Source organism: Pseudomonas soli (genome assembly GCF_900110655.1).
Lineage (GTDB): Bacteria > Pseudomonadota > Gammaproteobacteria > Pseudomonadales > Pseudomonadaceae > Aquipseudomonas > Aquipseudomonas soli.
The window spans coordinates 1-20,234 of the sequence record NZ_FOEQ01000017.1; the positions used below are offsets into that span (position 1 = coordinate 1).

Here is a 20,234-nt window from a genome sequence, read left to right on the forward strand (position 1 = left end):
GTTGGGTGTGTAAGCGCTGTGAGGCGTTGAGCTAACCAATACTAATTGCCCGTGAGGCTTGACCATATAACACCCAAGCAATTTGCTCACGCAGATTGCGGTGGTGAAGACGAAACGAACCGAAAGTTCGCGACGAATCACAAGATCACATATCCGAATTGGCTGGCATGTCTGCAAAGACGTACTGGCAACCGAATTTCTTGACGACCATAGAGCATTGGAACCACCTGATCCCATCCCGAACTCAGCAGTGAAACGATGCATCGCCGATGGTAGTGTGGGGTTTCCCCATGTGAGAGTAGGTCATCGTCAAGATTCATTTCGCAAAACCCCTATCTGCGCGAGCAGGTAGGGGTTTTGTCTTTTCCGCGTTCCAACATCAACGCCATACCGACGCCCCTGTGGGAGCGGCCTTGCGTCGCGAAAGGGCTGCGCAGCAGCCCCGACAGTCCTGAGACATACTCAAGACCCTGGGGCCGCTGCGCGCCCCTTTCGCGACACAAGGCCGCTCCTACACGACTTATACTGGCCCGACCACAAGCATTAACCTGGACCATCGAATGAAACCCTTTGACGACCTAGTAGCCGAAGCCAACGCAGCGGATGTGACTGGCTGGGGCTTCGACTGGCTGGCAGGACGCGCCTCTGAGCAGCGTCCGCCTTGGGGCTATGCCCAGCTCCTTGCGCAGCGTCTGGGTAGGGTCTGCACGGCGCTGGATCTCGACACTGGCGGCGGTGAGGTACTGGATGAGACGCCGCGCTTCCCGCCTCTCATGTGCGCGACAGAAGCCTGGCCACCCAACGCCCGCAAGGCACACGAGCGCCTGGGGCCGCGCGGCGTTGAAGTCGTACAGGTGGCCCCCGGAACCACGCTCCCATTTGCCGACGCCTCGTTCGAGCTAGTCACCTCACGCCACCCTGTGCAACCGGACTGGTCCGAGATTCATCGCGTCCTCCGACCTGATGGACACTACTTCGCCCAGCACGTAGGGCCAGCCTCGGCCTTCGAGCTGATCGAGCATTTCCTGGGGCCATTGCCCCAGGAACGGAAAATGCGCGATCCGCAGGACGAAGTGGCAGCAGCACAGGCAGCCGGGCTGACGGTGACCGACCTGCGCACAGCCCGCTGCCGCATGCTGTTCCATGATGTGGGCGCAGTCGTGTGGATTCTTCGCAAATGCGTATGGTGGGTGCCGGACTTCTCTGTACACAAGTACCGCGCTGAGCTGCTGGCCCTGGATAGCCAGATGCGCCAGGGCGAGCCTTTTGTCGCGCACTCGACCCGTCATCTTATTGAGGCGAGGCGTTAAGCGGGCGCAGGCCAAGGCAGCCGCTATCGATCGATAGCGGCCATCAACCCTCACATCCCGTTGGCGAATTCCGGATCCTCCATTTCGACCCGCGCATTCATCCCCCTGAGCGCCCTGGCATATTCGCCCAGCACCTGAAGCGCCCAGTCGGCCCGGCGACGAATGCGCAGGTCTTGCGTGCTTGCGCTTTGCGGGCCATTCATCACGTCCTCCACCTGGCGCACGATCAACTGCTCGGGCAGATAGCAGATGCGGCAGTTCTTGTAGCTGGATGCACGCAGTTCAGACAGCGGGTAGCTCCCGCCCTGGCCAGAGGACACCCCGACCAGCAGCGCCGGCTTGTGCCCCAACTCGCGGTAGCCGGCGTAGACGAACAGGTTCTTCAGCGCCGGGCAGGCCATGCCGTGCCATTCCGGGGTCAGCACCACCAGGGCATCGGCTTCACGCAGCAGGGCTGCATACTCGGCCCAGAGTCCGTGTTCATCCTTGGCTGGCCACAACGGCAGCGGCGCAAGCCCCAGATCGATCACCCTTGGCAGCTCGCTGAGTTGCAATGCCTGCAGGCGTTGGCCGAGAAAAGCGGCCACCTTCGCCGACTGGCTGTCCGGCTGGCTGGAGCCGGCCACGAGTACGATATTCAGGCTCATTTGGCCAGCTCCTGGTCCGATTCCGTCGGCAGGCTGGTCGACTTGCCACGCATCAGCGGCCAGAACAGCTCCTCCTGCCAGCTGACCGGGCGCATGCCTTCGATACCGTAATGCTGCGGGCGGCGGCGGGTGATCTTTGCCGTGCCGAACAGCACATCCCAGAAGAACAGCAGGTTGCCAAAGTTGCCTTTGTAATGCGTCACCCCGTCATCGGCGCTCAGGCCGTGATGCGCCGAGTGGGTCGCGGGGGTGGAAATGGTCCGTTCTAGCAGCCACATCACCGGCCGCAGTGCGCGTATGCGGTAAAGCTTGTCATCCCAGGGCACGCTGCTGTGGGCGCCGAAGATGACCAGCATCTTGACGATAAGGTAGCCGAAATAAACAGGCGCCAAGCCCAGGTAGATCAGGGCCCCGCTGAACCACAGGCCGGGCATCAGCAGGTAATAGAAGCTGTTGTTGCGATAGACGATGCGGATGCTCATGTAGGGCGCTGAATGGTGTGCGCGGTGCAGCGAGTAGAGCAGGGGCACCTTGTGGCTGAGGCGATGCCACCAGTACTGGGTCATGTCGTCCAGCACCAGGAACAGGACGAGCCCAAGCACCCAGTGCAGGCCGGCGAGGCTGCCCTTCAGTTGCGGCGCGAAGTGTTCCAGCAGGCTGTTGCTGAGGAACGTGACCAACGGCAGGGTGACCGCCATCAGCAGGGCGCTGCCGACGATCTCGATGATCGCGTCCCGACGTTTGCCGCGAGGCTGAAGGAAGCAGGCGCAGGTGATTTCGAGGAGGATGAAGCCGATCAGGATGGCGAGAATAATTGGTATCGGGCTGTTTGTTATTGTTGTGCTCATGGCATTCTCCGGTGGGTGCCGATCAAGGCGGTGCCCACCCATAAGAATTCACGAAGCCGTCAGACGATATGCGCGAAACGGACAGAATCACGCGAGAAGCGGCCAACCCATCGCCCGAGCGATTCCACCGCGGCCCGCTCGGGCGGGTGCTGGAGCGCTACCTTCAGACGCATTCGCTGAAGGCGCGCAGCAACTACAGCATGCTTGCGCTGGAGCAGCTTTGGGCCAAGGCGGCCAGCCATGATCCGGCCATCGGCTTGCACCTGTTCTCGCACTTCAGCCGCCAGGACTGGCACGTGCTGGCCCAGGGCTGCCTGTACAGCGCCACGCTGGCCGAGGCCATCCGCTTCTGGGCGCGCTATGCACGGCTGGCATCGGACATGGATACCCTGGCCCTGATCGAAGAGGGTGATTGCCTCGGGGTGGAGTTGCGTATCGATGCGCCAGCCAGCCTGGTGCGCTATATGGTTGAGCACTACAGCGTGATGTCCCTCAGCGTGATGGGCGTGGGGATAGGTGCGGTGGTCGTGCCGCAGCGGGCGTGCTTCGCTCACCGTCGGCCGGCGTACTACCCGGAGTACCACGAGTGGTTTGGTGAAAATATCCAGTTCGACTGCGGGTACAACCGCTTGTACTTCAATCGTACCCAGCTGGACATGCCATTGGTGACCCAGCATGCCGGGATGATGGAGGTGGTGAGCCAGGAGCTGGAGCGCCGGCTGGCGCAGCAGTCCCAGGTCAGTGGCTGGTCGGCCCGGGTAGCCCAGGGTATTCGCCAGGGCCTTATCACGGGCCAATCACTTACCCTGGAGGCGCAGGCACAGGACCTTCACCAGAGTGCACGTACCTTGCGTCGGCGGCTAGAGGATGAGGGGACCAGTTTTCGTGTGCTGCTCGACCGGGTCCGTGCGGAGCTTGAGCAGTACCTGGAGATGCAGGGGGATAGCCGAACGCAGATTGCTGCGCAGCTTGGATACAGTGACTTGGCGGCTTATGTCCATGCGCGCAAGCGCTGGCGATCGCTGTAGGAACTGGCCATTGAGGCGCCGAATTGCAGGTACAAAAAGCGCCCATTGGGCGTCTTCTTTTTAGGATTTGGTGGGCCGGGGGAAGCTGAATTGATGTTCTAAATAGTTAAATTTACTGAGTAATATAGATTTCTATTTATTTTTGGAACGCCGTTTGGAATGCCAGTCTCCCAAAAATTAACGATCCGGTCGCTCATAAGTCCTGTTGATGCATGGGCCGATTCGCCAATCTGGACTGCTTGCTTTGGCGCATGATCGTCCACAAGGCCACCATTTTATTTAGGTCGCGTTTTCAAAGTTTTTCGAAAATCAAAGAAAAGCCCTCGAAATTTAATCAATTCCAAGGGCTTTTCTAGTCTAGTTGATCTTTATTAAGAGTCGCTGTTAAGCAATACCGTCGTTACCTGTCGGCTTTTGTTGCTCGTGGATTGTCTCGAATATCTCCTTGGCGAGGATGGGGAATGCTGCACGCTGGAACTCTCCATCATCCATATACCGGGTCACGATCTTGTCGTTCTCGGTCATGCGCTGGATCATCAGCTCTTCGATTAGCCTGCGCACACCCAACTGAAACTTGTCTAAGGGATTTGCCATTGCCGTCTGGATCACCTGGCTGTTGCTGGTGGCTTTAGCCTTGATCTGGTCGAAAAACAGGCGGTCTTCTTCAGTGAAGGCAGTGCCGAAACGATCGTTGAGTACTTGGATGATCTCCGACAGGGGTGCTTTTTCTTCCTTGGCTTTGCCTGTGCCGACATCTGTGGGGCTATAGACGCCTTCGGGCTCGCCCAACTTCAGCTCAATTGGCCCGCTGGACACCCGCTGTAACCGGTAGTACTGCAACTCCACTTCGTTGCCGACCTTGACCACGGTGTTATCACGGTCCAGCGGCAGGTGTGGCAGCAGGAAACGTCCGTAGCTGTAGAGCATCTCCAAGTCGGGATCAGCGTACGGCAGGATCTGGCTCAAGAAGGAATACATCCGCTCGTACCCACCCAACTTCTCGCGGAAAGTGGAGCGCACCTCGTCGTCCTCAATGGCTTTGAACCTATCCACCGCAGGTTGCAGGTGTCTCTGCATGTGCGCGTGGTCGGCCGGATTCTGCCGATCTGGCTGGCGATAGAAGATGCGGGCGAAGGCCTCCACCTCGCTCCAATGGTAGATCTGTAGTTGATCTAGCTCGTGCTTGATTGCAGGCAGCATCTCTGGTTTGGCGGACTCCTGCAGGCTGGTCGAATCGAAATACGGCTTAAACGCGGCGTAGATGTCCTCGGGCTTGTTCACGAAGTCCAGCACGAAGGGTTCGTCCTTCCCTGCGATCTTGCGGTTCAGGCGTGAGAGCGTTTGTACCGCCTGCACGCCGTCGAGCCGCTTGTCCACGTACATCGCACACAGCAGCGGCTGGTCGAAGCCGGTCTGGTATTTGTTGGCCACTAGCAGCACTTGGTAGTCGCTGGAGGCAAAACGCTCGGCCAATTGGCTTTCGGGGATGGGCTTGCCGGTCACTGCATCCAGGTTCATGCCCGGTTCTGTGTAATCGATGCCTGTGTCCTGGTCTTTCACGGTACCGCTGAATGCCACCAGTGAACGGATGTCGTTATAACCCTGCTCCTGGATGAAGCGCTCGAATGCCAGCTTGTAGCGCACTGCCTGGATGCGGCTGGCCGTGACCACCATCGCCTTACCCCGCCCGCCCAACTGATGGCGCACGTGTTCGCGGAAGTGCTCGACCATCACCTCGGTCTTCTGCTCGATGTTGTGAGGGTGCAGTTCCTTGAACTTGGCCAGAGCCTTAGCCCCCTTTTTCTTCGGGATGGAGGGATCGTCCTCCACCGTCTTCACGAACTTGAACCAAGTGCTATACGTCGTGTAGTTGCGCAGCACATCAAGGATGAAGCCTTCCTCGATGGCCTGGCGCATCGAATATGTGTGGAAAGCCTCGGGTTTGCCGCTGCTGCCTTCACGGCCGAACAACTCTAGCGTCTTACCCTTGGGCGTAGCAGTAAAGGCGAAGAAGCTTAGGTTCTTCTGCTGCCCGCGAGAGGCCATGATTTGGTTCAGGCGATCTTCCCAATCCGCTTCCTCCTCGCCATTGCCAGTCTGGGAACCGACGCCAAGAATGCCCTTGAGCTCGCGTGCCGTTTCGCCGGTCTGGCTGGAGTGCGCCTCGTCCACAATCACTGCATAGCGACGCGCGGCAATTGCTGCCTGCCAAGCCTTGGCTTGGGCCTTTTCCTCGTCGCTGGCCTTGTCTTGGTTTTCGGCACCCGCCGCGCGCAATAGACCGCGCAATACGAAGGGAAACTTCTGCAACGTGGTGATGACAATCTTGGTGCCGTCGATCAGCGCTTCAGCAAGTTGCCTGGAATCCTGATCGATGGCCTTGACCACACCCTGCGCGTGCTCAATCTGGTAGATCGCGTCTTGCAATTGCTTGTCGAGCACCTTGCGGTCGGTGATAACAATTACGCAGTCAAACACTTTCTGGTCCTGCGCGTTGTGCAGGCTGGCCAGACGGTGCGACAGCCACGAGATGCTGTTGGTCTTGCCGCTGCCCGCAGAGTGCTGAACCAGGTAGTTGTGGCCCGAGCCCTCGTCTCGGGATGTAGTGATCAAGGCGCGTACTGCATCCAACTGGTGGTAGCGCGGGAAGACCATCTTCTCGGTGGTGGCCAGCTTCTTGCCGCCTCGGCCGTCGTCTATCTTCTGCTCGTCTTTTTCGATGAACAGAAAGTGGCCGAGGATGTCGAGAAAACTGTCGCGTTGCAGCGTTTCCTGCCAGAAGTAGCCAGTGCGATAGCCGCTGACGTGTTGTGGGTTACCCGCGCCGCACTGGGTCTGTCCCGGATGACTGCCTCGGTTGAAGGGCAGGAAGAAGGTTTTCTCCTTCGCCAACCGAGTGGTCATCCACACCTCATCCTGATCGGCGGCGAAGTGCACCAAGGCCCGCTTTTTGAATTCGAACAGGGGCGCTCGCGGGTCGCGGTCGTTCTGGTATTGCTTTACCGCATGCCGCCAGCTTTGATGCGTGCCGGGGTTCTTTAGCTCGATCGTCGCCACCGGCAGGCCATTGACAGCGAGCACCATATCCACCGTGCTGTGATCACCGAGGTGGCAAGGTACCTGCCGCGCTACCGTGAGCTGGTTGTGCACATATAACGCCAGCACATCGGGCGACAAATCGTGTGCAGGTTTGAAATAGGCCAGCCGGAACAGCTTTCCGTAGAACTTGAAGCCGTGGCGCAGGACATGCAGGCTGCCCTTGATCTCCAGCTCCTTTACCAATGCATCAAGCAACATGGGCTTCAGATTGCCGCCATGCAGGGTAGCCATGTCGGTCCACAATTTCGGCTGGGTGGTTTCGATGAAGTCCAGCACCCGTGCCGGGAATAGAGCGCGCGCCTTGTCCCACTCGGAATTGGTGCCGCTCTGCCAGCCGCCTTGTTGCAGCAGGATGTCTTCAACGTGGAATTCGAAGGCGCGTTCGGTTGTCTGGGCGGACATGGCTGTGCTTCCTCACGGTTGGCCGCCGCACTCGAACACGCGATATTTCAGCCATTTGGCGATGCCGTCGAGGTCGGGGAAAAGTTGCTTGTCAAACAGGCCGTACTGTTCTAGCCGGCGGCGGATTTCGTCTTGCGCGTCGTGGCGGATCACGATTTCCATGTAGTCTTTGTCGTCCAGCGGCTGCATCGGCTGCCAGCAGGCTAGCAACACGCCGTCTTGCGCGCGGATACGGGGAGAAACGTGCGGCGGGTCGTAGATGATGTTTTCGGAGATCTTGAACGGCGTGGGTAGCTCGGCAGGCCCCAGTTCGGCTTGAGGCTCGTCGTCTAGGCTGTCGCCGATTTGAATGTTGCTCGTGCGTGCGCTGGCTTCGTCATCCGTGTCGACGCCGAACTCGGCGTAGGCGTCATCGTCGTCAGTAGTGGGTTGGGCCGATTCGGTGGCGGCATCACCCAGCGGCCTGATTGGCAAGGTCTGCCCGCGCCGCAAGTCGTTGTAGCGCTTGGGATTGGATATCAGCACATAAACAGCGCTGTTGGCTGGCGTTCCTTGCTCGGTCTTCTCGCTCGCGCGCGTGGCGAAGTACAGCGCCACCAGCGGGTTAGTGGTCCAATCCATGAAGCGCGTCGGCAGACCATGGTGCTGGGCAATGGCTAGTTCTTCCCAAGGTGTGGTAGGACGGTGCTGCACATAGGTAAGCAAGTGGTTGCTGAAAGTTTCCAGCACTTCGCATTCGAGTTGCTCGCGTTCTGACAGCGGCATCGCCTTCAGCAATGTGTAACGGGCTACAGACGGCACTAGCGCGAAGCCCTCCGAGGCACGCTTACACTGGCCGCGATAGTACAGACGGTTCCCGTTGCTGCGGGGTAGCTCCTGATGGATAGTGCGAAGGTATTCGTCGAAGCTACCGATTTCAAACGGGGTGCTCATACCAGGCCCCGCACGTTGATCTTTCCGGTGACGGCAGAGGTGATCATGGCTTGGCGGTACTCGGTAAGACGTTGAATAGCTTCTTCCGCAGTAGAAACCAGAGCATCGAGACCCGCGCATTGCGTGTTCAGAAAGTGCTCAATCTTCTTTTGCTCCAGCGGCGGTGGACAAACTAGCCGAAGCACTGACAGCTTGCTTGCCTTCAGGCCTTCTGCGGTCGACCCTGTGGACAGACTTTTCAGCTGGCTTTGAAAGTAGTCAGCCATCATAGCGTAGAGGGCAAATTGGCTTGAGAAGTGGCTCGGACGCAGCCTGAAGCGAATGATTCGCTGGGCCAGTGCAATATCCTCTCTATCGACCAATGCTACGTTTCCGAGCGGTGCTTCAGTGGTAAAGAGAATGTCTCCAACCTTCGGAAGGCCGCGGCGCATGATTTCGTGGTATTCATCAGGCGACACGAATTCTTGAGAGCATTCGTAATCGATGTAACCCATCCGCACGTTCCTAGCGGTGACAAGAAACACACCTTCATTCGTCTTCTCTGGCGTTTTCCCTCGATAGTCTGACATCTCGCTGAGGTACTTGGTCATGGGAAGAATCTGCCAGTGCGTCGGCAGTCGATCTAACCAGTCAACCCCCGAATCCTTCATTTTCGGGGTCGGCTCCAACCCCGCCACTTTGGCGACTTCAGGTGGGAGACCACGGGTAACTGTGCGGGAGATGAGCGTTTGCCTCTTTTCCTTGAGTATGTAGATGAGCTGCCGCTTATTGGCGATCAGTTCGTCGATCTGCGCGGTCTTGGCATCGAGGAAACGGACAATAGCTTGTTGCTCGTTCTTGGGTGGCAGCGGAAAGCTAATCCCCATGAATGCGTCCTGCGCGATGTTCTGCATGCTTCCACTGGTGCCTGCTGCTAGTGATGAGATAGCAGACTTTGCTGGTCGTGACGTTATGTAGTACCAAGCAAACCTAGGAGAGCAGTCGCGACCGGTATTGAATATTGTCTGCCAGAGCCGATCCGGGAGATAGAGATTGGGGTGGTCTTGAGTAACATGGCCACAGCTCCCAACAAGCTCTGGTGTGTTCATTCTGCTGATGATCAGTCGGTCTGCGCGCACCCGGCAGGCAACGCGATGAAGCTCATCGTCCAGCACGCGCTTGTTTTCGACGGCATTAAACTGATCGCCATACACACAACTGGTCTTCAAAACGCCAATCTCGTCGAGCGACGCGGGGGACGCTTCTGAATTGACACTGACGCCTGACTCCATGCGATCAATTACATGCTTCACTCGCAATTGAGCCCAATGTGACGGAAGCTGGTCGAGCCATACAGACTGGCTACGGGAGTAGTTTTCAAACGCGGTGTACTTCAAGCCATTTCCTCCCTGAACTGCCAGCCGCGCGTTTTCGCCAGCCCTCGCAGTAGCTTGTCTAACTGCAGTGGGGGGGTGTCGAAGCACTGGCCCACTAGAATTGGGGGCAGGAATACTTTGCTCATGCTGTGACCTCCCCAAGCAATCGTACAATGTCAGCTTCCAGCGCCTTAATCTCGCTCTCAATCACTGCCAACTCGCGCGGAGGTTCATAACGGTAGAAGTGGCGGTTGAGCGGGATCTCGTAGCCGATCTTGGTCTTGCTGTGTTCGATCCAGGCATCTGGCACGTGGGGCAGCACTTCGCGCTCGAAGTAAGCCTGGATGCTCTCCTTGAGCGGTACGTTTTCGGTGTCGCGCAGTTCGGTGTCTGGCTCGGCCTCGCCCTCGCGGTTGCAACAGATATCGGCCTTTTCGTCACGCTCCCCCAGGGCATTGACCACTGCTTTAAGTTCTGGCGCCGTCAGGCGCACACCCAACTCTCGGTCGATGGGCTTGAGCCGCTCCAGGAAGGCCTTGCGGTCGTTGATCTGCTCAGAATGCCGCTTGGAAAATTCGGCCAGCAGGTCGCGAATTTGCTGCTGACGCGCTTCGCCAGATGCGATATCAACCAGACGCGCCGATTCGTCTTTCTTTGCGCTGGAGGCTAGGTTTTTGAAGGCGATTTCGTCTTCCAGGCGGGCGACACGCTTCTGCGTGGCGTGGAAGTTTAGGCGCAAGGGACGCTCGACGGTGATCTTGTGATAACCGAAGTCCTCGTTGTCGAACACCTTGCTGACGATCAGCTGCTTCCAGGTCTGCCCCTCCGGTGCAAGTGTGGTCGGTACCGTGGCACGCAGATCGGCTACCTTGCCATCCTTGTCAAACAGTGCCCAGCGTGTGGCGCCGTCCTCCATCTGGCCGTGTAAGGAAGTGATGTCGCCAATGTGGTCCGAGTCCTTCGCCTTGTCGGACGGGTCGCCAAGGCGTCGGCGCTTGTTGCCCAGGCTTTTTTCCATCGGCACCCAGTGATTGCGGGCATCGATTAGTTGCACCTTGCCTTTTCGGTGAGGTTCTTTGTGGTTGGTCAGGACCCAAATGTATGTGCTAATACCGGTGTTGTAGAACAGTTGCTCCGGTAGGGCGACAATAGTTTCGAGCCAGTCGTTCTCAATGATCCAACGACGGATTTCCGATTCACCACCGCCCGCATCTCCAGTGAACAGGGGCGAGCCGTTAAATACAATGCCGATGCGACTGCCACCTTCGGATACAGGGCGCATCTTGTCGATCATATGCTGGAGAAACAACAAGGCGCCGTCGTTGATGCGAGGCGTGCCGGCACCGAATCGGCCGTTGTAGCCCAAGCTGTCGCGTTCATGCTCGATGTAGCGCTGCTGCTGCTTCCACTCCACACCGAACGGTGGGTTGGCAAGCATATAGTCGAAGCGTCGCTTCTGGCCCTGTTCGTCACGGGCGTGAGCATCCTTGGTGAAGGTGTCGCCCAGTGCGATGTTGTCGGCGTCTTCGCCCTTGATGAGCATATCCGAGCGGCAAACTGCCCAAGCTTCGTCGTTCCAGTCTTGGCCATAGAGCAGCGGGTTAGCTTCGTTGTTGAGGTCGCGGATGTACTTCTCCGCCACCGATAGCATGCCACCCGTGCCGCAAGCCGGGTCGTAGATGGTTTTGACGACGTGGCTGCGGCGCAAATCCTGCTCGGGTGAAAGAAGGAGATTGACCATAAGCTTGATGACTTCACGCGGAGTGAAATGCTCTCCGGCCTCCTCGTTCGACTGTTCGGCGCCGATCCGTATCAGCTCTTCGAACACATAGCCCATTTGCATCGCAGCCTGATCGGGCGTGAGATGCGAGAAGCCTAGGTCCAATGAGGCGAACTTTTGGATGACTTTGAAAAGCAGATTTTTCTCTGCCATTTTTGCGATCTGCTGATCGAAGGCAAAGCGCTCCATGATCGCCCGTACATTGGGTGAGAAGCCGTTGATGTAGCTATTGAGGTTCGGCGCGAGGTTGCTGGGGTCGTCCAGTAGCGAATTGATACCTATCCCGGAAGGGCGCAACTCCAACTTCGACAGGTTGTAGAACGGGTACCCAGTGGCCGACTGCATCACACTGCGGATGATACTTTCAGGCTTGCCCTTAAACAGGTTGAAGGTCTCTAGCGCCTTTGTCTTGGTCGAGGTTAGCAGGCAATCGAACCGGCGCAGAACAGTGAGTGGCAGGATGACCTTGCGATACTCGTTGCGCTTGTAGGGGCCGCGTAACAGGTTGCAGATGCTCCAGATGTCATTGGCGAGCTGGCGGTGGGTTTCGGTGTTCATTCTTTCGTTCCGTATTCGTGCCTTTGACGATTCAAATCCAGTAGGGCAACGAACTCGGTCGCCATTGCGGTGAGCTGAATTCTCGGCGCATTTTTCCTAACGGGTCGATGCAAACCCTGGCTGGATTTCTTGGAGGCGTGGAGCATATCAATTTGGAGTGGGATATAGGCAGCACAATCGCTTGTGACGGTCTGGTTGCGTACAGCATTGGACCGCTTTGATGATTTGTGATGCCTAACATGCCCATTGGTCTGCTGCGGCTTGAGCAAACCAAGCAGAAGTGCGGCAAAGGTATTTGGTTCACCGCGTTTTTGCGATCAGCCGAGCAAGCTACTGACAGCAATTACAGCGACAACGGATAGATTCAGCCGTCGAGGTGACATTGGCGTGCGCCTGGCCCGCTAGGGCTGCTGTGGCCAGAACGGATTGCGCAGCCATGGTGCAGGGCACGCCGATCACATCGGCCATGCGCGTCACAGCAGGGCCCAGTAGATCGCCCAGCGCCGCGACCGGGTAGGGTATGGGCGTTATCTGCTTTTCCAGCAAGAGGCGTGGTGGCCCCTGGGCTTCGCGCAGCTGCATAGCAATCCTCCAGAGGTTACCGATCTCTCCCCCACGTCATCCCGCCAAGAATGTTGAGTGTTATCAGGGATCAAGGCCCCTGCGACCTGTGGGGATGTCCTCTAACGCGGGACTGGCGGCTCCTTACGACCGGGAGCAAGGGCATCTCATGATCTGGCCTCCTGAGCACCGTTACCGGTGGGCGGGTGGAGGCTGCATTGGCTGACTAGACCAGTGCCTGAAGACCCTGAGCCGGGTGGACGCAGCGGTGCGATGACCGGGGCATGCCTGACGGTCAGTCAGGTGCAGTCCATTCCCTGGTCTGCGGCACCATCCTCTGCAGCGCTGTTGCTGGTGACATCGGCGTTTGTCACGAGGGGAAATGCCGCAAAGCCATGTGCGATCAGGGCTGCAGCAATGTTAGAAGTGCCCGTCTCTTGCCAGAAGAAAGAGACGGGCATAGGTTGGCGCAAGATTCGGTCAAGGTTGCTGCAGGACAGTGAGGTACGGTGTGCCTGGCGCACGAGGGCCATATGTGTAAGCGCACTCATTACATGGGGTAGTGACCGGGCGAGCTGTCGGATGCGAGTCGCCCTTGGGGGAACCACCGCAGGAGCGGCGTGACCTCAAAGGTTCGGGCCACCTGAGGTGCTGCAGTCGACAGCGCTTGCACGGGCCAGTGAATAAACCTGGCCAAGGGTCGAAATTCAGCGCTACTTTGGGTTTGAGGGGCGGTTATTTACCGGAGGGATTCCATGGTAAATCCCGGATAACGTCGTAGCTTTTAGTTCTTCAAAGCAAGGGCCTTACCCAAAGTGAACCCTCAGGGTAAGGCTGCCAATCAAATCAGGAAAACCACTGCTTCAGCGTTTCCTTCGCCTTGGCGACATGCTCAGGCTTGATGTAGGCAGCAGTCGCTGCCAATGCCGCGCACAGCACGCCGATATCATCGGAATAGCCAACGATTGGGGTGATGTCGGGTATGGCGTCGATCGGCGAAATGAAGTAGCCGAGCGCACCGTAGATGGTGGTCTTGGCCCATTTGGGCGTTTCCGAGTCCGTGGCGGAGTAGTACATCTTCAGCGCCGGCTCCAGCGCGGACTCACCTGCAGCCTTCGCATAGCCTTTAACTTTGTCCCAGAACGACTCGTCTGAATAATCCTTTTCAAATGCCTTGTCTGACATGGTCTGTGCTCTACGAATTGTATGTGTTTACGATGATTTTCTGATCAGCGTGATCGGGGATGGTCTTCCGAAAACATGGGTGGCGCACCTAGGAGCGACCGAATGGCTTAGGCAGCCGACCTTAGTCCGATTGTGGCACTTTGCTACTGCTCTTGACCATGGTTCGGGCATAAGATGGGTTTGCTCTCCGACGAAATCCACGTTATGCGTGCCGATCGGACCAAGGTCATGATCACCACCGCTCGTTTACCGCTGCGTAGAGATCAAGCGAACAACCAATTGGGACGTCCAAGCGCCCATGGCCTGATCTGGTTCATGACTGAGTTGTGGTCACTGGCACAGCCCCATGCGTCAGCGCTTCCCGGGCGTTTCCTTTCCTCCAAGCTTTTAGGAAATGTCCCACCGCGCTATATGTTGCGAACAGATCCGCCCTAAGGCTACATTCCTCAGGTCGCAGCAAAATCTGCGACCAGGTGTAGGAACCTGCTGGTAAACTTGGCGCTCGCACTAGGCGCCCCATCACAACGGCTGGCGCCTTTTTTGCGTCTGCTGCGATGTCATGGCGGCTGTGTGTGGGCAGGCTTCGGCCTGGCCGGGTTCCAAGTTTCCCGGTATTCCTACCCCACACATAGCTGCCACCCAATCCCGTAGGAAGGATCGTGGTAGCTCCAATCTCAAACTTGGAGTCTCATGCATGCTTATTCGCATTCTGAGCAGGATCCTCGCATCCGCTCTCCGCCGCCCAGCCCCCGCGGCCACCCCATCCCCAACCTTCTACCCAATCGACAGCCACTCCCTCGCCACCCGCGCCAACCGGGAGGTGCCCCATGTCTGACCATGAACGCCTGACTACCATCCAGAGCTACGTCTGGACCCTCGAACTGCTCGGCGAGGCGCTGGTCCAGCATGACGAGGTGCTGGAGTGCGAGCACAACCCGCAACTGAGCTTCCGCAACACAGCGGGTATTCACCAGGCGATCCGAATCATCAGCCGGCTGGCCAGCGAGCAGTTCAGCAAACTGGAGGCTATGAAGGAGGAGGGGAAAGGTGACGGTGTTCTGCCGCCGAGGCACTGAATCCGAGGCATAAAAAAAGACGCCCTAGGGCGTCTTCTTCTTCGGATTTGGTGGAGCCGGGGGGATTTGAACCCCCGTCCGCCAGTACTCCGCTGTCGGTACTACATGCTTAGCCGTGTCTACTGATTTAATCCGCAGCCGCCCGACGGGCAGGGTGCTTTGGATGAGTTGGGTAAGTTTTAGTCGCTTCGCCCCCAACGTGCTGCACGACGATCCTGTTCTGTATGACAATCATTTCGGGTTTACAGGCATCCCCTGATGATTGCTGGACCCGAAGGTACCAGGAGTGCATGTCAGCTGCAATTAAGCAGCGAGAGCAGCACCGTATTGGTCGTCATTGGCAACTATAGAAAGTTGCAACAGTGGATTTACGAGTTCTGTTACCAACTCGGCATGCACCTAGAGTTTCGCTACCGGCGTCGAATCCTAATCGGCCCCACACTCAGCTCTAGCTGAACGTGCCTTTCAGCACGCAAGGGCGAGTATACGCGCTTACGCGGGCGACGTCGACAGAAGGTTCGGCCGCCCGCGTGCGCGCAGGGCCTAGGTGCCGCTGCCACCGGCCGAGCCGCTGCCTTTCTCGGTCTTTTCCAGGCGCTCGAGCACCTTGCTGGTGATGGCGATGCATTCCTTGGTATCGCCTTTCGCCTGGGCGGCCTTGGCCTGGTCCACGTGCTCGGTGATGGCCTTGTCCAGGCCTTCGGAGGTGGCGCCGGCGGTGGCCATGCTGTCGTCGATCTTCTGCAGGTTCATGGCGCACAAGTCGTCGGCGGCGAATACAGGCGAGGCCAGCAGGGTCGCGGCCGCGAACAGGGCGGATAGCGCAGTACCTTTCATGGGAGTCTCCTCGTGAGGCCTCGGGAAGGTGGGCCTGATCGATGGACTGCGCGGGCTTGGGCGGGGTTCAATCGGGTTTGCCGCCCCTGTATCGCGGGGGCATGCCCGCTCCCGCGTGTATGGATCACCCACGCATTTCGCTCCCAGGGTTCTCGCACGCGCAAATAAAAAGCCCCGGCACGGGGCCGGGGCTCTTGCATCACGCTAACGCGATCACTCCTGGTTGGCCAGTTTGTGCTCGAGGTAGTGGATGTTGACGCCGCCTTTGCAGAAACCTTCATCACGCACCAGGTCGCGGTGCAGCGGGATGTTGGTCTTGATGCCGTCGACGACGATCTCGTCCAGGGCATTGCGCATGCGCGCCATGGCTTCGTCGCGGTCCTTGCCGTAGGTGATCAGCTTGCCGATCAACGAATCGTAGTTCGGCGGAACCGAGTAGCCGCTGTACAGGTGCGAATCGACGCGCACGCCGTTGCCGCCCGGGGCGTGGAAGTGCTTCACCTTGCCTGGGCTCGGGATGAACTTCTTCGGGTCTTCGGCGTTGATCCGGCACTCCAGCGAGTGGCCGCGGATCACTACGTCTTCCTGGCGGAACGACAGCTTGTTGCCAGCGGCGATGCTGAGCATCTCCTTGACGATGTCGATACCGGTGACCATTTCCGAAACCGGGTGCTCCACCTGAACACGGGTGTTCATCTCGATGAAGTAGAAACGGCCGTTCTCGTACAGGAACTCGAAGGTACCGGCACCGCGGTAGCCGATCTCGATGCACGCGTCGACGCAACGCTTGAAGACTTCCTGGCGGGCCTTCTCGTCGATGCCCGGGGCCGGAGCTTCTTCCAGTACCTTCTGGTGACGGCGCTGCAGCGAGCAGTCACGGTCGCCCAGGTGCACGGCGTTGCCCTGGCCGTCGGACAGGACCTGCACTTCCACGTGGCGTGGGTTGGTCAGGAACTTCTCCAGGTAGACCATCGGGTTGCCGAACGCGGCACCGGCTTCGGTGCGGGTCAGCTTGGCCGATTCGATCAGGTCTTCTTCCTTGTGCACCACGCGCATGCCGCGACCACCACCGCCACCGGCGGCCTTGATGATCACCGGGTAACCCACCTCGCGGGCGATCGCCAGCGCGGTTTCCGGATCTTCCGGCAGCGGGCCGTCGGAGCCTGGCACGGTCGGCACGCCCGACTTGATCATCGCTTCCTTGGCCGACACCTTGTCGCCCATCAGGCGGATGGTGTCGGCTTTCGGGCCGATGAAGATGTAACCGGAGTTTTCCACCTGCTCGGCGAAATCGGCGTTTTCCGCGAGGAAGCCGTAGCCTGGGTGGATGGCGGTGGCGCCTGTCACTTCGGCGGCGGCGATGATCGCCGGGATGTGCAGGTAGGATTCCTTGGACGATGCAGGGCCGATGCAGACCGATTCGTCTGCCAGGCCCAGGTGCATCAGTTCACGGTCGGCCGTGGAGTGCACGGCGACGGTCTTGATGCCCAGCTCTTTGCAGGCACGCAGGATCCGCAGGGCAATTTCCCCGCGGTTGGCGATCAGAACTTTTTCGAGCTTCCCAGACATCGTTGGCTCTCCGCGAATCAAACGATGGTGAACAGCGGCTGGTCGAACTCAACCGGCTGGCCGTCTTCTACCAGGATGGCGTCGATCACACCGCCGATATCGGATTCGATGTGGTTCATCATCTTCATGGCTTCGACGATGCACAGGGTGTCGCCCTTCTTCACGGCCTGGCCGACTTCTGCGTAGTTCGGCGAAGTTGGCGAAGGCTTGCGGTAGAAGGTGCCGACCATCGGCGAACGGATCACGGTGCCTTTCAGGGCAGGTGCGGCGGCAGCGGCTTCAGCGGCCGGGGCGGCAGCGGCGGCAACCGGGGCTGCGGCAGGCGCGGCGGCCATTGGCGCGGGTGCGTAGAACTGCTGGGCGGCCGGGGTCTTGCTGTGACGGCTGATGCGAACGGACTCTTCGCCTTCCTTGATCTCCAGTTCGTCGATGCCGGACTCTTCCAGCAGTTCGATCAGCTTTTTGACTTTACGGATATCCATTAATCAGCAACTCCCAAGGTTCGGTCGGGGACGTATTTTAAAACGTGTCGAAAACGTTTCTTCATGAGCCTCGGCCCTAAAGGGCCAAGGCCTTGTGTCATCAGGGCTGTGCGTTGGCAGCCAGGTGTTCCAGCGCGGACTCCAGGGCCAACCGGTAACCGGTGGCTCCGAGGCCGCAGATCACCCCTACGGCAACATCCGAAAAGTAGGAGTGGTGACGGAACGGCTCGCGTTTGTGCACGTTGGAAAGGTGCACTTCGATGAATGGGATGCTCACCGCGAGCAATGCGTCACGTAATGCGACGCTGGTGTGGGTGAAAGCGGCCGGATTGATCAGGATGAAGTCCACGCCTTCGTTGCGCGCGGCGTGGATGCGGTCGATCAATTCGTACTCGGCATTGCTCTGCAGGTATTGCAGATGGTGGCCGGCGGCGCGGGCGCGCTGCTCCAGGTCCTGATTTATCTGGGCCAGGGTGGCGGCGCCGTAGTGCCCCGGTTCGCGGGTCCCGAGCAGGTTCAGGTTGGGGCCGTGCAGCACCAGTAGGGTTGCCATCTGCGATTCCTTGGTTTTGTAGGGCAATTCGACATAGCGCGGCGACTATGCCGCAACAGGCGCTGAGTGTCCAGTTCCCGGCAATAGCCAGCACGATGTCCGAGATTCACGCAAAGTATGTGACCGGATGACTGACTTTGGTCACTCGCCAGCGGATTTTTCAGAGGCTGCGGGAAGTTATAGACCGAGTTGGCCGCGCACGCGCGCCAGAACCTGGGCAAAATCGCCGGCGTTTATCTCGCCAATCACCCGATCGCTGGTCATTTCGCTGCCGTTCGCCGCAAAGAACATTAACGCGGGCGGGCCGAACAGGCGGTAGCGGTCGAGCAGGGCGCGCTGTTCGGCATTGCTTTCGGTGATGTCGAAGCGCAGCAGGCGGAAGGCGCCGAGTTGCGTCTCGACCTGCGGCGCGTTGAGCACCTCGTGCTCGATCACCTTGCAGCTGATGCACCAGTCGGCGTACCAGTCGAGCAGCACTGGCTGGCCGGCAGCCTTTGCCTCGGCCAGGGCCGCATCGAGGGCGGCGGGGCTGGTGATGGTCTGCCAGGCGTCGGCCTTGGCCGCAGCGGGGCTGCCGCCCACGGTGGGCGGCGGCAGTGGGCGCAGCGGATCGCCCTGGCCGCTCAGGGCGCCATACCAGCAGGCCAGGGCATACACCAGCAGGGCCAGGCCGAGCAATTGCGCCAGGCGCTGGCGCGGGGTTTTCACCACGAACTCCAGGGCGCCGAGGAACAGCGCCACGCCAGCGGCCAGCAGGCCGATCAGCAGCAGGGTGACAGGCCCCGGCAGCACGCGGCTGAGCAGGCCGATGGCCAGGCCCAGCAGCAACACGCCGATGGCGTTCTTCACCGTGTTCATCCACGGGCCGCTCTTCGGCAGCCAAGCCGCGCCACCGGTGGCCACCAGCAATAGCGGTGCACCCATGCCCAGGCCCAGGGCGAACAGTTTCAGGGCGCCGCCCAGCGCGTCGCCGCTGGCGCTGATGTACAGCAGCGCGCCGGCCAGCGGCGCCGACACGCAGGGCGAGACCAGCAGGCTGGAGAGTACGCCGAGCACCGCCGCGCCCAGCAGCGAGCCACCCTTGGTGCGGTGGGCGAGGCTGTCCAGGCGGCTGCTCAAAGCCTGCGGCAGCTTGAGGTCGAACAGGCCGAACATGGCCAGGGCGAACAGCACGAAGAACGCGGCGAACGGCACCAGCACCCAGGCCGACTGCAGGCGCGCCTGCAGGTTCAGGCCGGCGCCGAACAGGCCCATCAGGGCGCCGAGCACGGCGAAGCTCGCCGCCATCGGCAGCACGTAGGCCAGCGACAGCGACAACCCGCGCAGGCCGCCGACCTGGCCGCGCAGCACCACGCCGGAAAGGATCGGCAGCATCGGCAGCACGCACGGGGTGAAGGTCAGGCCGACACCAGCGAGGAAGAACAGCAGCAGCGACTTCCAGGTCCAGCCCTGCTCGGCGCTTGCCGGCAGCGGGGCGCCTTGGCCGTCGATGCTCAGGCGCGCGGTTTCCGGCGGATAACACAGGCCCTTGTCGGCGCAGCCCTGGTAACCCACCAGCAGGGTGAAGGCACGCGGGTCGTTGCGCGGCAGTTCGATGTCGAGCACCCCGTGGTACACCTCGACATCGCCGAAGAACTCGTCGTGCTTGGCCTCGCCCTGGGGGATGTTCGGCGCGCCGAGCTTGATGTCCGCAGGCTCGGTGCGGAACTGGAAGCGGTGGCGGTAGAGGTAATAGCCGTCGGTGGCGACGAAGCGCAGCTTGACGGTCTGGGCGTCGGTCTCGATCAGGCTGAGCTTGAAGGCTTCGTGCACCGGCAGGAAGTCGGCGCTGTTGGACGCGGCGCCGAGGGTGGCGCTGGGGCGGTTGTCGAGCAGGCCGGTGGCGAACGCAGGGCTGGCCAGCAGCAGGAACAACAGGAAAAACAGGCGGCGCATGGCGGACTCGCGAGGTGGAACGTGGCGGCATGATAGCGGACTTGGCAGGGCTATGGGCCATCGCGGGGCAAGCCCC

General features: G+C 59.6%; 16 protein-coding genes, 1 rRNA gene and 1 other RNA gene. 4 read left to right on the top strand and 14 right to left on the bottom strand.

Annotated features, from left to right (window positions below; all coding sequences use genetic code 11):
• Nucleotides 1-199 precede the first annotated feature (199 nt).
• Both rrf and BMY03_RS24360 read left to right on the top strand, forming a co-directional pair.
• A 5S ribosomal RNA gene (gene rrf, locus BMY03_RS24355) occupies nucleotides 200-315 on the top strand.
• A gap of 245 nt (nucleotides 316-560) precedes the next feature.
• Nucleotides 561-1,310, top strand: a complete 750-nt coding sequence (locus BMY03_RS24360; RefSeq protein WP_094012472.1) for a class I SAM-dependent methyltransferase — start codon at nucleotides 561-563, stop codon at nucleotides 1,308-1,310.
• A gap of 50 nt (nucleotides 1,311-1,360) precedes the next feature.
• Here the strand turns inward: BMY03_RS24360 and BMY03_RS24365 are convergent, their stop codons facing one another.
• Both BMY03_RS24365 and BMY03_RS24370 read right to left on the bottom strand, forming a co-directional pair.
• Nucleotides 1,361-1,957, bottom strand: coding sequence for an NADPH-dependent FMN reductase (locus BMY03_RS24365; RefSeq protein ID WP_094012473.1), 597 nt, complete (start codon nucleotides 1,955-1,957; stop codon nucleotides 1,361-1,363).
• On the bottom strand, nucleotides 1,954-2,805 hold the full coding sequence (locus BMY03_RS24370) for a sterol desaturase family protein (RefSeq protein WP_062363809.1): 852 nt from the start codon (nucleotides 2,803-2,805) through the stop codon (nucleotides 1,954-1,956). Before BMY03_RS24370 ends, BMY03_RS24365 begins: the two co-directional genes overlap by 4 nt.
• Nucleotides 2,806-2,873: 68 nt before the next feature.
• Here BMY03_RS24370 and BMY03_RS24375 point away from each other — a divergent pair, with 68 nt between their 5' ends.
• Complete coding sequence (locus tag BMY03_RS24375; RefSeq protein ID WP_094012474.1) at nucleotides 2,874-3,833, top strand: AraC family transcriptional regulator ligand-binding domain-containing protein; 960 nt, start codon at nucleotides 2,874-2,876, stop codon at nucleotides 3,831-3,833.
• A gap of 384 nt (nucleotides 3,834-4,217) precedes the next feature.
• Here BMY03_RS24375 and BMY03_RS24380 read toward each other — a convergent pair whose 3' ends face one another.
• The 6 genes from BMY03_RS24380 to BMY03_RS24410 form a co-directional block, all read right to left on the bottom strand.
• Complete coding sequence (locus tag BMY03_RS24380) at nucleotides 4,218-7,334, bottom strand: type I restriction endonuclease subunit R (protein WP_094012475.1); 3,117 nt, start codon at nucleotides 7,332-7,334, stop codon at nucleotides 4,218-4,220.
• A gap of 12 nt (nucleotides 7,335-7,346) precedes the next feature.
• The gene (locus BMY03_RS24385; RefSeq protein WP_177182953.1) at nucleotides 7,347-8,267 is read right to left on the bottom strand and encodes an FRG domain-containing protein; all 921 of its coding nucleotides are present in this window, start codon (nucleotides 8,265-8,267) and stop codon (nucleotides 7,347-7,349) included.
• On the bottom strand, nucleotides 8,264-9,643 hold the full coding sequence (locus BMY03_RS24390; protein ID WP_094012477.1) for a restriction endonuclease subunit S: 1,380 nt from the start codon (nucleotides 9,641-9,643) through the stop codon (nucleotides 8,264-8,266). Before BMY03_RS24390 ends, BMY03_RS24385 begins: the two co-directional genes overlap by 4 nt.
• A gap of 121 nt (nucleotides 9,644-9,764) precedes the next feature.
• Entirely contained in the window at nucleotides 9,765-11,960 is a 2,196-nt protein-coding gene (locus BMY03_RS24395) for a type I restriction-modification system subunit M (RefSeq protein ID WP_094012478.1), read from the bottom strand.
• 330 nt (nucleotides 11,961-12,290) lie between these two features.
• Complete coding sequence (locus BMY03_RS24400) at nucleotides 12,291-12,542, bottom strand: hypothetical protein (protein ID WP_425311900.1); 252 nt, start codon at nucleotides 12,540-12,542, stop codon at nucleotides 12,291-12,293.
• An 825-nt stretch (nucleotides 12,543-13,367) separates the two neighbouring features.
• A complete protein-coding gene (locus tag BMY03_RS24410; protein WP_062364724.1) occupies nucleotides 13,368-13,706 on the bottom strand; it encodes a YkvA family protein in 339 nt (112 codons plus the stop codon).
• A gap of 827 nt (nucleotides 13,707-14,533) precedes the next feature.
• Between BMY03_RS24410 and BMY03_RS24420 the strand changes: the two genes are divergently transcribed.
• Nucleotides 14,534-14,782: a hypothetical protein gene (locus tag BMY03_RS24420; protein ID WP_094012480.1), complete on the top strand. Its 249-nt coding sequence runs from the start codon at nucleotides 14,534-14,536 to the stop codon at nucleotides 14,780-14,782.
• 48 nt (nucleotides 14,783-14,830) lie between these two features.
• Here BMY03_RS24420 and ssrA read toward each other — a convergent pair.
• From ssrA to BMY03_RS24450, 6 genes are all read right to left on the bottom strand, one after another.
• Nucleotides 14,831-15,220: a transfer-messenger RNA gene (gene ssrA, locus BMY03_RS24425) on the bottom strand.
• A gap of 105 nt (nucleotides 15,221-15,325) precedes the next feature.
• A complete protein-coding gene (locus BMY03_RS24430) occupies nucleotides 15,326-15,619 on the bottom strand; it encodes a hypothetical protein (protein WP_023631557.1) in 294 nt (97 codons plus the stop codon).
• Nucleotides 15,620-15,832: 213 nt separating this feature from the next.
• Nucleotides 15,833-17,188: an acetyl-CoA carboxylase biotin carboxylase subunit gene (gene accC / locus BMY03_RS24435; protein WP_023631558.1), complete on the bottom strand. Its 1,356-nt coding sequence runs from the start codon at nucleotides 17,186-17,188 to the stop codon at nucleotides 15,833-15,835.
• Nucleotides 17,189-17,205: 17 nt separating this feature from the next.
• Nucleotides 17,206-17,670, bottom strand: coding sequence for an acetyl-CoA carboxylase biotin carboxyl carrier protein (gene accB, locus BMY03_RS24440; RefSeq protein WP_023631559.1), 465 nt, complete (start codon nucleotides 17,668-17,670; stop codon nucleotides 17,206-17,208).
• Between the two features lie 100 nt (nucleotides 17,671-17,770).
• Nucleotides 17,771-18,223: a type II 3-dehydroquinate dehydratase gene (gene aroQ / locus BMY03_RS24445; RefSeq protein WP_011535870.1), complete on the bottom strand. Its 453-nt coding sequence runs from the start codon at nucleotides 18,221-18,223 to the stop codon at nucleotides 17,771-17,773.
• 177 nt (nucleotides 18,224-18,400) lie between these two features.
• Entirely contained in the window at nucleotides 18,401-20,158 is a 1,758-nt protein-coding gene (locus BMY03_RS24450) for a protein-disulfide reductase DsbD (RefSeq protein ID WP_094012481.1), read from the bottom strand.
• Nucleotides 20,159-20,234 lie beyond the last annotated feature (76 nt).